This is a genomic window from Trebonia kvetii (genome assembly GCF_007827045.1).
Classification (GTDB): domain Bacteria; phylum Actinomycetota; class Actinomycetes; order Streptosporangiales; family Streptosporangiaceae; genus Trebonia; species Trebonia kvetii.
In genome coordinates this window covers 545730-559435 of sequence record NZ_RPFW01000005.1, presented here as the reverse complement: position 1 = coordinate 559435, position 13706 = coordinate 545730, and the positions used below count along the sequence as shown (strand labels likewise).

At 69.7% G+C, this 13706-nt stretch carries 13 protein-coding genes; 6 read left to right on the top strand and 7 right to left on the bottom strand.

From position 1 onward, the window contains the following. Positions 1-47: 47 nt before the first annotated feature. Together EAS64_RS27730 and EAS64_RS27725 are read right to left on the bottom strand one after the other, a co-directional pair. Positions 48-572, bottom strand: coding sequence for a hypothetical protein (locus tag EAS64_RS27730; protein ID WP_145857704.1), 525 nt, complete (start codon positions 570-572; stop codon positions 48-50). A 354-nt stretch (positions 573-926) separates the two neighbouring features. Then, on the bottom strand, positions 927-1553 hold the full coding sequence (locus tag EAS64_RS27725) for a dihydrofolate reductase family protein (RefSeq protein WP_246115878.1): 627 nt from the start codon (positions 1551-1553) through the stop codon (positions 927-929). On the opposite strand from EAS64_RS27725, the gene EAS64_RS27720 reads away from it, so the two are divergent. Continuing rightward, the gene (locus EAS64_RS27720) at positions 1552-2385 is read left to right on the top strand and encodes a helix-turn-helix transcriptional regulator (RefSeq protein ID WP_145857702.1); all 834 of its coding nucleotides are present in this window, start codon (positions 1552-1554) and stop codon (positions 2383-2385) included. The genes EAS64_RS27725 and EAS64_RS27720 overlap by 2 nt on opposite strands. Positions 2386-2400: 15 nt before the next feature. On the opposite strand, the gene EAS64_RS27715 is transcribed toward EAS64_RS27720, so the two are convergent. Then, a complete protein-coding gene (locus EAS64_RS27715; protein ID WP_145857701.1) occupies positions 2401-3471 on the bottom strand; it encodes an NAD(P)H-dependent amine dehydrogenase family protein in 1071 nt (356 codons plus the stop codon). After that, positions 3471-3659: a hypothetical protein gene (locus EAS64_RS27710; protein ID WP_145857699.1), complete on the bottom strand. Its 189-nt coding sequence runs from the start codon at positions 3657-3659 to the stop codon at positions 3471-3473. Before EAS64_RS27710 ends, EAS64_RS27715 begins: the two co-directional genes overlap by 1 nt. A 123-nt stretch (positions 3660-3782) precedes the next feature. Between EAS64_RS27710 and EAS64_RS27705 the strand changes: the two genes are divergently transcribed. Together EAS64_RS27705 and EAS64_RS27700 are read left to right on the top strand one after the other, a co-directional pair. Continuing rightward, positions 3783-4745, top strand: coding sequence for a winged helix-turn-helix transcriptional regulator (locus EAS64_RS27705; RefSeq protein ID WP_222849656.1), 963 nt, complete (start codon positions 3783-3785; stop codon positions 4743-4745). A gap of 8 nt (positions 4746-4753) precedes the next feature. Continuing rightward, a complete protein-coding gene (locus EAS64_RS27700) occupies positions 4754-5356 on the top strand; it encodes a TetR/AcrR family transcriptional regulator (protein WP_145857697.1) in 603 nt (200 codons plus the stop codon). Between the two features lie 28 nt (positions 5357-5384). Here the strand turns inward: EAS64_RS27700 and EAS64_RS27695 are convergent, their stop codons facing one another. Both EAS64_RS27695 and EAS64_RS27690 read right to left on the bottom strand, forming a co-directional pair. Then, positions 5385-6089, bottom strand: a complete 705-nt coding sequence (locus EAS64_RS27695; RefSeq protein ID WP_281283339.1) for an AMP-binding enzyme — start codon at positions 6087-6089, stop codon at positions 5385-5387. Positions 6090-6174: 85 nt separating this feature from the next. Then, on the bottom strand, positions 6175-7191 hold the full coding sequence (locus tag EAS64_RS27690) for an alpha/beta hydrolase family protein (protein ID WP_145857693.1): 1017 nt from the start codon (positions 7189-7191) through the stop codon (positions 6175-6177). Positions 7192-7446: 255 nt separating this feature from the next. On the opposite strand from EAS64_RS27690, the gene EAS64_RS27685 reads away from it, so the two are divergent. Then, positions 7447-9402, top strand: a complete 1956-nt coding sequence (locus EAS64_RS27685; protein WP_187366221.1) for an HNH endonuclease signature motif containing protein — start codon at positions 7447-7449, stop codon at positions 9400-9402. A 1638-nt stretch (positions 9403-11040) separates the two neighbouring features. On the opposite strand, the gene EAS64_RS27680 is transcribed toward EAS64_RS27685, so the two are convergent. Then, on the bottom strand, positions 11041-11979 hold the full coding sequence (locus EAS64_RS27680) for an expansin EXLX1 family cellulose-binding protein (protein ID WP_222849655.1): 939 nt from the start codon (positions 11977-11979) through the stop codon (positions 11041-11043). Positions 11980-12213: 234 nt separating this feature from the next. Between EAS64_RS27680 and EAS64_RS27675 the strand changes: the two genes are divergently transcribed. Together EAS64_RS27675 and EAS64_RS27670 are read left to right on the top strand one after the other, a co-directional pair. Continuing rightward, a complete protein-coding gene (locus EAS64_RS27675) occupies positions 12214-12801 on the top strand; it encodes a SigE family RNA polymerase sigma factor (RefSeq protein ID WP_222849654.1) in 588 nt (195 codons plus the stop codon). Next, the gene (locus EAS64_RS27670; protein ID WP_145857689.1) at positions 12798-13670 is read left to right on the top strand and encodes a hypothetical protein; all 873 of its coding nucleotides are present in this window, start codon (positions 12798-12800) and stop codon (positions 13668-13670) included. Before EAS64_RS27675 ends, EAS64_RS27670 begins: the two co-directional genes overlap by 4 nt. Positions 13671-13706 lie beyond the last annotated feature (36 nt).

Below are 13706 nucleotides of genomic sequence, written 5' to 3'. Positions count from 1 at the left end.
ATTTGCCCGCGATCTGGTCACGGTACCTTTTCGGGAGGGAAAACTACCTATGACCACGCGCCGCGGCCAGCCGCAGCGCAAGCCAGGGCCACCGCCAGCACGACGAACGCCGGATGCCAGCGCGGCTGGCGGCCGACGGGACGGCGCAGGCTCCGGGTCAGGAGCACAACGGCGACGACGCCGGAAATATCGCCGACGAAAAGCGGCGCGAACACCGGTCCAAGGCCGACGAGCGGGCCGCAGGTAACGGTGATGCAGACGAAGCTGGCCAGCGCCAGGAGCCACAGGCCGACCTGCAGGTAGCGCAGCCAGCGGGCACGCCCGCGCAGCGCGAGTGCCACGACCGCCACGAGCGCCCCGACACCCGCGGGCGCGACAGACAGCCACACGTTCCGATTGGTGATCGAGTCCGGCTCGAAGGAAACCCCAGTGCCCAGGTTCGACGCGGTGTAGCCGAGGTTCCGCCACATGAGAAGCCCGCAGGCCATCGCGAGGAGCCCGGCGGCAATCGCCGCGACCTGCGTGCCAGTAGCCGGCTTCGCCCGGGCGGGCGGCAGCGCCTCGGTGAGCACGCCCCTAATACCCGGCCGGCATCGCGGGCGATCCCACTCAGGAAAGCGCGCAGCCTGGGCTCTTCACTGCCCGGGATCTCAATGGAGAACAACGTGTTCGTATAAGCCACGCCCGAGAAGAACCCCGCCGCCGGGTCAGCGGCCACCCCGATCCGCACCCGAACGACATCGTGCTTACGCTGCTCGAACTCCGCGGCCGCCCACGCAACCGGAATGCGGTACGACGTCGCGACGGTTCGCGCGAATTGCTCGATCACACCGCCATCGACCCGCACCAGATAATCGCCGAAAGCGTATGCAGATGTCACGTCCGGATCGTATCCGACTTTCACCGCAATTCACTGCGATCGGGGACTAGACCCGCCGGTAGCGGAGGTAGACGACCTGCGAGAAGGTCTGCGTCTCGACGAGTTCGAGGTGGAGTCTCTTCGGCAGTGGCGGGAAGTACGGTGTGCCGCCCCCCAGCACGACGGGGTTCACGAACAGCCGGTACTCGTCAATGAGGTCTTTCTCGGCAAGGGAGGCGGCGAGCCTGGCGCCACCCACGGACACGATGCCGGCGCCGGGCTGGTTCTTCAGCTCGGCGAGCTCATGAGCGACACCACTGCGCGCCAGGCGGGCATTACCTTCCACCGACGTCAGGCTGCTTGAGAACACCACTTTCTGAATGGCCTTCCAGGTGCGGGCGAATTCGAGCTCCAGTGGATCGGTGCGGGTCTGCTCAGCCGTCTCCCAGCTCAGCATGTCCTCATAGAGCCCTCTCCCTGTCAGGTGGCCGGTGACTTCCCGGGTCTGCTCGATGTGGAACCGCATCAGTTCCTCATCCGGCGCGGCCCAGTCGATGGCGCCATCCGGTCCTGCGATGTGACCGTCCAGCGACACTGACATGGAGTAGATAAGCGTAGGCATCAGGATTCCTTCCTCGGCCACCAGCGAAGGCACGGTCTGTGCCCGGAACCGACTGTAAGCTTCCTGAGACATGACCGTCTCTGCTGATCTGGCCAAAGATCAGGTCCAAACGGCCACCACGGGCTACGTGAACCTGCGGGTGAGCAGGCGCTGGACCGGTGGCAGCCTCATGTACGGCGGCGGGGAGCGACTGGTCACCGGCTGGCACTTTCACGACGTCCACGAGATCGAGTACGCCTGCCGCGGGATGGTGGAGGTCAGGACGGGGACTGGCCACTATCTGCTGCCACCGCACCAGGCGGCGTGGATCCCGGCGGGCCTGCATCATCAGACGACGCTGCATGCTGGCGCGCAGACCCTCGCGGTTCTCTTCGAGCCAGGTCTCGTTCCGGTGGCCGGCGACCGGGTTCGGATCATTGGGGTCTCCGCACTCATTCGCGAGATGATGCTCTACTCGGCGCGATGGCCGATGTCGCGTGCTGAGTCGGGGGCAGAAGCAGACTCGTTCTTTCAGGCGCTCGGCCATGTGGTCGGGCGGGCACTGGATGACGAGAGGCCGTTGCACCTGCCCGCCTCGTCCGATCCAGTTGTGACCGCGGCTGCCGACTACACACGCGCTCACCTTGAGCACGTCACGGTCGGCGACGTGACACGCGCGGTCGGGGTTTCGGAAAGAACACTGCGCCGTTGCTTCAGCACCCACTTGGGCATGTCGTGGCGAAGCTACCTGCTACGCGCCCGTGTCCTTCGCGCCATGGCCCTGCTGGCCCAGCCGGACCGTAACGTCCTCGAGGTCTCACTCGCCGTCGGTTTCGATGACGCCGGGGCGTTCGCCCGGTCCTTCGCCAGGCACTGCGGTGAGACCCCCTCCGCCTACAAGCGACGAATCGGCCGGACTCTATGACCCGCCGGGGCTGGCCTAGCCGGCCGGGGTGAACGTCGGGTAGTGGTCGCGGGCGGGGGTGGCGACCGGGCGGGTCAGCAGGCCCGGCTTGGCTGCCACCACGTACGGGATGGCGTTGATCACCTGGCCGGCCACGGCGTACTGCTCCGCGCCCATCCGGGAACGGTCGTCGGGGTGTTTGACCACCCGGACCGCAATCTCGATGCCCGGGTGCCCGGTGACCTTGACCGTCCAGAGCGGCGGGTGCGGGTCGTCCAGGTGCGCGGTCTCCGCGTACCAGTGGATGGACATGGTCAGGCGCCGCTTGCAGCCTGCGATGCCGTGCCAGCGCCAGTTGGTGTGGCTGACCGTGCCCTCGCGGATGACACCCGCGTGCAGTTCGATGTCGGCGGTGGCCGGGTGGACCACGTGCTCGGTCTCCACCCGCTCCAGGTCCATCCCCATGCGGAGGGCGACCGCCGCGAGCGTCTCGGTGTACATCCCGTTCAGGAAGACGGCGGGCCCCTGGGTGGCGTCGTTGGGGTCGAAGGCCGCCGGGGCGGCGCCGAAGCCGAGCGCACCGAACAGGTAGGCGGGGTCGCGCACCTCGGTCGCGTCGGCGGCCTCGGTGATCTCGATGTGCTCCACCGACGCGCAGACGCCGGTGGCCACGGTGGCGATCTGCTCGGCGATGAAGCCCGGGTTGAGGCCGGCCGCCATCAGGGTGGTGCCGCCGGTGTCGCAGGCGGCACGCAACCGTTCGGTACTATCTCCAGACCAGTGGGCGGGATGGCTGTAGCCGTTGATGGTGATGACGTTCTTGCCCGACTCGAGCAGCCGGATGAAGTCCGCGTCGTGGCTGCCGTAGGGGCCGATGCGCCCGGCATGCACCACCACGTCCGCGTCGAGGGCCAGGATCTCGGCCACGTCGTTGGTGGCGAGCACGCCGGTGGCGGGACGCCCCGCCAGCTCGCCTGCGTCGCGGCCCGCCTTGCGGTCGCTGTAGGTGTAGACACCGACCAGTTCGGTGCCCGGGTGGTCGATGACCGTGCGCAGCACCGCCTTGCCCATCGCCCCGGTGGCCCACTGCACGACCCGGTACGCCATCAGCCCAGCCTCTCCGCCACCATGGCCATCGAGACGCCGAGGGCCGCGGGGATGACGAGCAGCGCGTACCTGCCGCCGTGGCGGCCGAGCAGTTCGAGTGCGTTGGCGAGCAGGATGCCGCCGCTTGCGCCAAGCGGGTGCCCGACGGCGACCGCGCCGCCGTGCACGTTGACTCGTTCGGTGTCGATGCCGCTCCATGCTGTCCCGGTTGCCGTCGCGGTTCACATTACTCCAACAAACAGAGTCACTTCAATGGCAGCGCCCGCAGGGGATGCCTCCCTGGAACGCCGGGCGGCCGTATCCTGCTAAGCGTGACCACCGCAGACAGGGCCGAAGCGGACCCGACGGCCGCCCGCGGCGAGCCCGTGCCCAACGCACTGGCCCGCGGGTTCGGGCTGCTTGGCGACGAGTGGTCACTGTTCCTGCTGCGGCTCATGTTGCAGGGCCTCACCCGGTACTCCGAGTTCCGTGCCGCGCTGCCTATCTCGCACGCGGTGCTCACCGCCCGGCTGGACACGCTGGCCCGCGCACAGCTCGTCGACAAGCGGGTCTACCAGCAGCACCCGGTCCGCTCGGAGTACGTGCTTACCGAACGCGGCCGGTCGACGTGGCCGATCCTGGTCTCGATCTGGGGCTGGGAGCGCGCCCAGGTGACGCACCACGCCTATGCCACGCCGCCGCTGCACCACAAGACCTGCGGCCATGACTTCCTGCCCGTGCTCACCTGCTCGCACTGCCACGCCACGACAGGGCCGCGCGACCTCAAGTCGGCCTGGGGGCCGTCCGGCGGCTGGCGCGAGTCGGTGCCTGAGACCACCACCAGGCGGCGCTCTGACTCGCGCCGTACGGCCGTCGAGCACAGCTTCTACCCCGACACGATGGCGGTGTTCGGCAACCGCTGGTCATCGGCTCTGGTCGGGGCGGCGTTCCTTGGCGTGCGCCGGTTCACCGACTTCCAGACGCTGCTCGCGGTGCCCCCTGGCCTGCTGTCCGACCGGCTGAGCTCGCTGTGCGCGCACGGCATACTCGAGCAGGTGCAGCGGGCGCCGCGGCCCGACTGGGCCGAGTACCGGCTGACCGCGAAGGGTCTCGCCTTCTTCCCGGTGATCGCCACCGCGATCGCGTGGTCCGAGCGATGGCTTGGCTCCGAGCGCGGGCCCGCCGTCAGCATCGTCCACCGCGCCTGCGGCAGCGCCTTCCACGGGGTGCTCGCCTGCGACCAGTGCGGCGCCGTGCTCAACGGGGTCGACATCCAGATCGGTCCCGAGGACTGAAGCGGCCGATGGCCGCACCGCAGGAGACTTCCAGGGCCGAGACGACCCGGGCACGGCTGCTCGCCGCGGCCATCAGCGCCTTCGCCGAGCGCGGGTATCACGCCACCACCACCCGCGACATCGCCGCGGCGGCGGGCATGTCGCCTGCCGCGCTTTACGTGCACCACGCGTCCAAGGAGGAGCTGCTCTACGAGATCGCGCGGCGCGGCCACGAGGAGGTGCTCGCCGCGCTCAAGGCCGCCCTCGATGCGGCAGACCCGGAGCCGCCGCCGGCCGGGCAGCTGCGCGCGACCGTCTACGCCTTCGCGGAGTTCCACGTGCGCTCGCACACCTCCGCGCGGGTCATCAACTACGAGCTCGCGGCGCTGACGCGGGAGCACTACGCCGAGATCCACGCCGCGCGGCGCCAGATCGAGGGGACGTTCCGGGGGATCATCGAGCGTGGCATCGGCGACGGCAGCTTCGACCTCGCCGACGCCCGGATGCCCGCGCTGGCGATCGTCTCGCTCGGGGTGGACATCACCCGGTGGTACCACCCGGGCGGGTTCACGGCCGGCGAGATCGCGGCCGCCTACGCCGACATGGCGCTGCGCATCGTTGGCGCGAGGTAACGCCCGCGGGGCATCGGCAAGGGTGGCGTCAGCCGACCTTCCTGCCGTGTCCCTCCCACCAGGGGGCGCGCAGCTCGCGCTTGAGCACCTTGCCCGAGGGGCTGCGCGGCAGCGCGTCGGTGAACTGGACGGCGGTCGGGCACTTGTAGTGCGCGAGCCGTTCGCGGGTGAAGGCGATCAGCTCGTCCTCGCCGAGGGTCATGCCCGCCTTGGGCACCACCACCGCGAGCGGCGTCTCGCCCCACTTCTCCGACGGGATGCCGATGACGGCGGTCTCCTGCACGGCGGGGTGCGCCATGATGGCGTTCTCCACCTCGGCCGGATAGATGTTCTCACCGCCAGACATCAGCAGGTCCTTGATGCGGTCCATGATGAACACGTAGCCGTCGGCGTCCAGGTAGCCGGCGTCGCCCGTCTTGAACCAGGCGCCCGGCCAGAACGACTCCGCTGACTCCTTCGGCCGCCGCCAGTAGGCACCGGTCACCGAGGGCCCGCGGGTGCAGATCTCGCCGACCTCGTCGGCGGGGACGTCGGCGCCGGTCTCCGGGTCGACGATTTCGATCTCGATGCCAGGCACCGCGCGGCCCGCGGACCGCAGCCGGTTGCCGTTGCCCGCGACGTGGTCCGACGGCGGCAGGATGGTGGTGACGCCGATCGTCTCGGTGAGCCCGTAGCTCTGCGCGAGGTCCGCGCCGAACACCTCCTGCGCCCTGATCATCACCGTCTCCGAGATCGGCGAACCGAGCGCGCGGCGCTGCTGCCCGTCATCTAGCCGGCGCTCCGGACGGTCACGGGTAGGGCTGCTTCAGGTGCCGGTTTCAGGTGCCGGTTTCAGCTGCCGGTTTTAGGTGCCGGTCGAGGAAGTCGATGATCCCGTCGATGGCCTGCTGCTGGATCTGGTCAGGGTCGGCTGCTGCCCCGCCGGCCTGGCTGGTCGTCTGGTCGGCGGCCTGGTCTGTCGCCTGGCCGGTCGTCGGGAAGATGTAGCCGTGCAGCGGGTGGTCCCAGGACACCCACTCGGTCTCCTTCCCGCTCTCTCGCAGGAGCTCGTAACTGAGGCGGAAGATCCCCTGGAGGTGGTCGCCGTCGCGCCCCATGACCAGGATCGGCAGGCTGATCGGCGCGATGCGCTCGCGCGCGAGCGGAAGGTCGGTGCGTGCCCTCACCCGCGCCGCATCCCGCATCTGCATGTCCTCGAAGTCCCGTATCCCGGTCTGCTCGCTGACCGGCGCGACGTCGCCCATCGCGAGGCCGAGGAACTCGTGGTTGGCAGGCTCGCAGGCGACACCCGCCCGCAGGATTCCGCTGTGCCGGTACGCCAGTTTGAACAGCATCTCGCCTGCGTGGCTGACGCCCACGTGCCCAAGACGGTCCGCGTCCACCTGCGGGTGCCTGGCGACGTGACCGAGGATGGCCAGCTCGTCCTCGAACTCAAGAGGCGAGCGGCTCATGACCTCCATGCCCTGCCGCGCGTCGACTATGAGCGGGCCCCCGCGGTCGAAGCCGAGGTCGACCTCCGTGCGGTACCGCCCCCACCCGCATGCGTAGCCGACCTCGAGAAGTCGCTCCATGATGTACGGCCGGGTTCGCATCCATTGCCGCAGCCAGCCGATCCCGCCCCCGCCGTTGCCGTAGGCGAGGAAGACGAACGGGAACCGCCCCTCGTCAGCGGGCGTGCGCACCACGTACGGCACGTACAGGCCGTCGCGCGACTCCGCCAGGTAGTACGCCGCGGGGCGGTCGGAACCCGCCACTTCCTCCACGAAGACAGGCTGGCTTGGATCCCACTGCGCCTGTCCGCCTCCCGAGCTTGCTGGTGTCCCGCTGGCTGCCATGGTCGTCCTCCATCTCCCCGAGCGGTGCAGAGGCGGCGAGCGTACCAGGGACAGTCACCAGTTCCAGGGCCGGCAAGGGCTCGACGGGAGGGTGGTGCGCCCGATGTCCGCCAGGGTGGGTGGCGGGCGGCTGAAGTCGACTTGGAAAGTTCTTGAAAACTCGCGCCGTGTCTCCTTCGGAATGTCGGTTGCGTTCGCTAGACTGTTCGCACAGATAGTGATGAAGCCATGGGTGTTCGGAAGGAGGTCCGGCTGATGAGCGAGTCCGTGTCGCCGGATCCCCTTCACGGTCCCGGCCCTGGCGCCGACTCGGACTTCGATGATTGGACGGCGTGGCTTGATCGGGAGATCGCGGCGGGACGCGATCCGGTCCCGCCGCAGCGCGAGCCTTCCCCGGGGCTGAGCATCAGCCTGGGCGAGGCCACGGACGTTGACCCGGAGCTGCTTGCCGCGATGTGCGGGCCGGACGGGCTGGGCGGGCAGTCGCCCGGCCAGCAGTTCGGGCAGGACGCCGCGGCGGACGTGCTGCGGCCGGGCCCGGTGCTCGCCGCGCTTGCCGAGCAGGTGACCGGTGACCTGGGCCGCCTCGATGATGACCAGCTGACCGGGGTGCTGCGCGCCTCGCAGCGGCTGGCCAATCGGGAGGCATGGCGGCAGGCACTGGTGATCGCGGAGTTCGGCCGCCGCCGTGAGGCGCAGCTCGCCGCCGCGACCGCGCGCGGTGTGCCGGTGCACTGCCGGGCCGGGGAGTTCCCCGGTGAAGAACTGGCCGCCGAGCTGCGGATCAGCGGCTGCGAGGCGGCAGCCAGGATCGACACCGCTCGGCAGCTGACCGCCCGGCTGCCCGCCACCCTTGCCGCGCTGGCCAGCGGCCTGATCGACGCCCGCCGCGCGGCGGTGATTTCCGATTACACCGCCAGCCTCAGCGACGCCGACATCGCGGCTGCCGATGAGATGCTCGCCGCGTACGCGATCGAAAAGCGGGTCGAGCAGCTGGCCCGCAAGGCCGCCGCCTTGGAGATGCGGCTCGCCCCGCAGGCGGTCCGGGCACGCAAGGAACGCGAACGGCGGACCAGCGCCCGGGTCGAGGTGCGCCGCGAGATGTCCGGCAACGCCTCCCTGGCCGCCCGGGAGATGGACACCGCCAGCGCCCTGGCGTCCAAGGCCCACATCGACGCGATCGCGGCACGGCTGCGCACCGCCGGGATCGAGGGCACCCTCGGCGCGCTGCGGGTCCGCGTGCTGGCCGAGCTCACCCAGGGCCGCGACCCGCTCGGCCTCATCCGCGCCGGCACCCCGGCCGCCGGCAATTCGCCCGCAGGCAATACGCCCGCAGGTGATCCGTCGGCGGGTGATCCCGCCGGTCCCCCGCCCGCGTCCGGCAGCGCACAACCGCAGCGGCACTGTCCGGCGCAACGCGGCAGCCGGCCGCCCGGCTCCCGCCCAGACCCGGCCTCAAGCCCAGGCCCAGGCCCGGTCACAGACCCAGACGCAGGCCCGGTCCCGGACCGGGCTCCGGTCCAGGCGCTGGTCAACCTCATCGTCCCCATCGGCACCCACCTCGGCTGGTCGACCGCCCCCGCCCAGGCCGGCCCGCACGGCCTGCTCGACGCCGCCGAAACCCGCGACATCACCCGCGCCGCCGCCCGCCACCCCGCAACCCGCTGGTGCGTCACGATCACCGGCTCCGACGGCACCGCCGTCGCCCACGCCTGCGCCCGCGGCCAGCATTCCTGGCTCGCAAACTTCGTCGCCGACAGCAGACCCACCACGCAGCCCGGCCAGCCCGGCCAGCCGACGGAGCGCGGTCAGCCCGCGCACCCGCCTCCGGATGCCGGCGCCCGGCTAGCACTACTCTTCCGCCGGCTCAACGTCACCTTCCGCCCCATTACCGAAGGCGACTGCGACCACACGAGCGCCGAGGACCAGTATCTGCCAAGCCGTGGCCTGCGGCATCTGGTCCGCGCCCGCAACGCCACCTGCACCGCGCCCGGCTGCCTCGCCCAGGCCGTCCACTGCGACGTCGACCACACCACGCCGCACCCGGACGGCCCCACCTGCCAGTGCAACCTGGCACCGAAATGCCGGCGACACCATAGGTGCAAGCAGGCACCTGGCTGGCGGGTAGAGCAGCCGGAACCGGGCATAATGCGGTGGACACTCCCCTCCGGCCGCAGGCACACCACAACGCCGACGGAATACGGGACCTGAACATCCAAGCCGTCAGGTGACTCGCTCGCGGGCTGGATCCGGAGAGCTTCAGGACCGTGATGGAGTAGGCGGGGAGGGTCAGGCCGCGCGCGCTCGCCCGGCTGAGCGCTCTGAGCTTCGGGTGCGCGTCGCTGAACTGCAGTGCGGAGGTGACGCTCGTCGGCTTGAACCCGGCGTAGCCGATGCTGACAGGCTCGCTGTTGCGCGGGCTGTGGTTCACCAGCATGAGGTTCGTGCCGCTGGCGGTCTTGACCGCGTAGGCGGTAACCATCGCGTTCGAGCTCGTGACGCCGATCATCTTGGCGCCCCGCGAGGCGAATCGGGAAACCGCCTGCAGGCCGTAGTACGCGGGAAACGGCGTGTTCGCCGCTGGCTCGCAGACGGCGCCAGTGCCGCCGCCGGCGCAGCCGCCGCTTGCGAGGATGCCCCCGTCGCCGTACTCCGTGGAGCCGTCGGCCAGTCTGGTGCTGGTCGAGCCGGGGCCGTTGTGCAGGTCCCACCAGTCGATGTTGTCGACGCCGTTCCGCAGGAAGGTCAGGTAGGTGTCCACGGCGAACAGCGCCGACGGGACGGAGTCGAATTCGAAGTCCGAGTCGGTTTCGGTGATCATGATCTGGATGTTCGCGGCGTTGCTGCCCGCGTACTGCTTGATCTCGGCCCGCGTGTGCTTCACGATCGTCGCGATACTGCGGTACTGCGCGAGTAGGCCCGACTCGTTCTTCGAGGTCGGGTAGTAGTGCAGGATCACGAAGTCGAGCTTCGGGCCGTCTTTCTTGAGTACCGTGGTGTTCCAGTCCGCCGTGTCGCCGTACGCGGACGCCACCAGCCCGTCCGGCCAGCTGTTGTACAGGGTGAGCACCGCGCCGACCTTGATGCCCGGGTCGGCGGCCTTCATCTGGGTGATGTAGTCCGCGATATTGTCCGCGTAGGCCGTCGCGCCCTTCGGCTTCGTGTTGTACTCCCACTGGGCGCCGTAGGTCCCGTCGCCGGGGATCTCGTTGCCCAGCTCCCAGTACTTGATCCGGTACTTCTTCGTGACGTTCGCGTACTTCACCCACGCCGCCGCCTCGGCCGCCGTGCCCGAGCCGTAGTTCACCGTGATGATCGGGCTCGCGCCGACTTTCCGTGCGATGCCCATGAAGTCGTCGAACCCGTTGCTCGGATTCGCGTAGCCCCCACCGTTGACGACCATCGTGTTCGTCTGCCAGCTGTAGGCGTCGGCGATGGAGCCTCCGGGATAGCGCAGCGCGCCGATGCCCGCGCGGGCGACCGCCGTCGTGCTCGCGCTGTCGTTGAGGTGACCGTCGTAGACCGACGTGTTGAGGCCGTCCGCGATGCCAGGCACCGTGCGGAGCACGTCGGCCGCGTTGACTTTGATCGCGATGGCGTTGTTCGCGGTGGTGCTGACCGCGATGGTGTTGTTCGCCTTGGCGCCGTGGGCGAGCAGGAAGCCGCCCGCGGTCAGCGCCAGCACGGCGGGCGCGGTGGCGGCCACCACGAGGCGGCGACGGGATGTTCGGGACATGGATACTGCGGGCCTTCCGTCCAGTTGGTGATCGCGCGGGGGACGCGCACGTTCCTAGTGGCCCGGAAGGCCCGCAAAGGTTGCCGCGAAAACGCAAATCTTCGTCAGGATCTTCAGTGACGGGCGAACTGAACCCGAGTCGGCTGTTTGACATTCGGCAGCAGCGCGACGCCGTTGATGGTCAGTCGCTGGCCGTAGATGTCGGTGATCCGGATCGGTCCGCCGCATCCGCTGCCATGGGCGGAGATGAAGTAGTTGTAGCCAGTCCGCGGCAGCCGTCGCCAGCGGTTGCCGGCGCGGACCTCGAGCCGGGCCACCGGATTGCGGTGGCCGATGACCTGGATGCCGCACCACCACTGGCTGGAGCCGGTCATGTACCGGATGGAAATGGTGCGGGACATGGCGGGGCTGAGCAGCTGCCACGTGACCGTGATCCGGCCGGCCGCCGGGTTGGCGATTTTGGCGAAGGCTTGCTGGCTGAGGTCGAGTTGCCCGGGTGCGCAGGGCAGCGGGCATTCGTTGGTGATCAGCACCGTGACCGAGGCTCCATCGGCCGCCTTGACCCGTACGTAGTCCCCGCACGCCTTGGCGGTCTCATAGTCGGTGTAGTTCATCGCCGCGATCATGAGGTTAGCGGCCGGCCCGAACAGGCAGGCGCCATCGCCGTTCCCCGCGCTGTATTCGGTGGCGACCCCGTGGTAGGTGACGCCGGGAACGATCCGGCCCGCGAGCGGTGCTTTGGCGGACGCCGTCGGCGTGGTCTGCGTTGCCGTCGGCGTGGTCCGCGTCGCTGTCGGCGTGGTCCGCGTCGCCGTCGGCGTGGTCCGCATGGCGGCGGACCGGGCCGTTGCCTTGGCTGTTCCAGCGGCCAGCGCTGGCGATCCCGCCATCGCTGGCGACCCTCCTGCTGGAGTGACGACTGCGGAGGTCCGCATGACCACCGCATGCCCGGCAGAGGGCTCGAGGTGGGTGCGGGCCGCCATGGTCAGGGGGATGACGAGGCCGGCGGCGGCGAGGATCGCCGCGGTCGCCAGCACGGGCGCTGCCTTCACACTGCTTCCCTTCGGAAGATCGGGTTCGGTTAACGCCCTCAGTGGCCGCGGGAAGCCGAAAAGGTTGCCGTGCGGGACCGAGCGGGAAGGTCACAATCATGTAACGTGCGGCAACCTTTTCGCCGGCCGGCGGCCACATCGTGCGGAACACCTGAACGCCCGCAGCCGGTCATCCGGCAGCCCGGTGGACGAAAGATGCCGATTCATTGATGTATGGAATGCTAGATTTCCCGCGTGCACGACGCCGAGGGTGAGGCCGCGATAGGCCGGCCGGGCGCTGACCGCGCCGCATTCGACGTATTCTTCGCCGACCATTACCGCGAACTGGCGCGCTTCGCCTACTTGCTGACCGGTGATCACCACGCGGCCGACGACGTCACGGCCGAGGCGATGGCCGAGGCGTGGAAAAGCTGGACCCGGGTCGCCTCCACTGACTGGCCGTTGGCGTATGTGCGCCGCATCGTGGCCAACATCGCCGGCGCCCGCACCACGCGATTGGTCCGCGAGCGTCATGGCTGGTGGCTGTGGAGCGCCGGGCGGGGCGAGCAGTCCGAAGACCCAGACACGGACGCCGCGCTCGATCTGCGCAAGGCTCTGCTCCGCATGCCCGCCCGGAAACGAGCCTGCGTCGTCCTGCGCTACTACTACGGTCTCAGCGAACGGGAAACCGCTGAGACCCTCGGCATCGCCGTGGGCACCGTCAAGAGCCAAAGCTCACGCGGACTTGAAGAACTCGCAGCCCTCCTGCGGGGATCGCGTTCCGCCCCGAGCGCGGAACGCGGCGGGAACCGCCGGTCCACAGCCGAAGGAGCGACCCGATGAACCGGGCGAATAGCCACCGAGCACGCGACCCGCAACCGGACGCCGTGTGGCTGACCGCCGCGCTGCGCGAGCAGGCACACAAGCATGAGCCGGACTCTGGCCGTATCAGCGCCAGATTTGAGCACCTGATCGCCGACGAACGCCGTCTGGGCGGGCCGCGCCGTGCGGAGCCGCACCGTACGGAGCCCCGCCGGTCCGCCGGCCCCGCGCGGCTTCGGCTGATCGGCGTCCCGCTTGGTCTCCTGGTGCTGGCCTCGGCGACCGTCGCCGTGGCCGCGTCGCTTGGCCTCGGCAACACCCCGGCCGCGCATCCGTCAAGTACGGTTGCGGCATCGCAGGGCGGCCCGGGTTCCACGGCCGTGACTTCCGGACCGGGTCCGCTGTCCGCATCGAGCGCGGCGCTCCCCACCGCTACCACCCCGATCGCTACTGCCCCGCCCGCCACCACCCAGCCCGTCGCCACCCCGGTACCCAGCGCGACCGGGCCGGCCGGCCCGCTGACAGCAGCCGGGACCGTGGACCCGTACAGCTCGCAGTACTGGGCACAGGAAGACCTGACCGTCACCACGACGCACACCATCCGAGAACTCGACGTGACCGTCGCCGTCTCTGGCGGCCAGTCCGTGCGGTCCACCGGGATGTGGACGACGCTCCTCCCGCCCGAGGTCGAGACCACGGTGCGCAGCGAACCGGACGGCCTGGTCTATGAGATCACCCTCAAGCCCGGGCAGACCCTCCAGCCGACCGCGTACCGGTTCGGCTTCCAGTTCAACCGCCCAAGCGCTGGGCACGAGTTCACCCTCGATACCTACCGCGTAACCGCGGTCACCACCGACGGCGCCAGCGAGTCCGCCTCCGGAGCGTTTTGACGGCGGCCAGGCCAGAACCGTGATTCTGGCTAGATA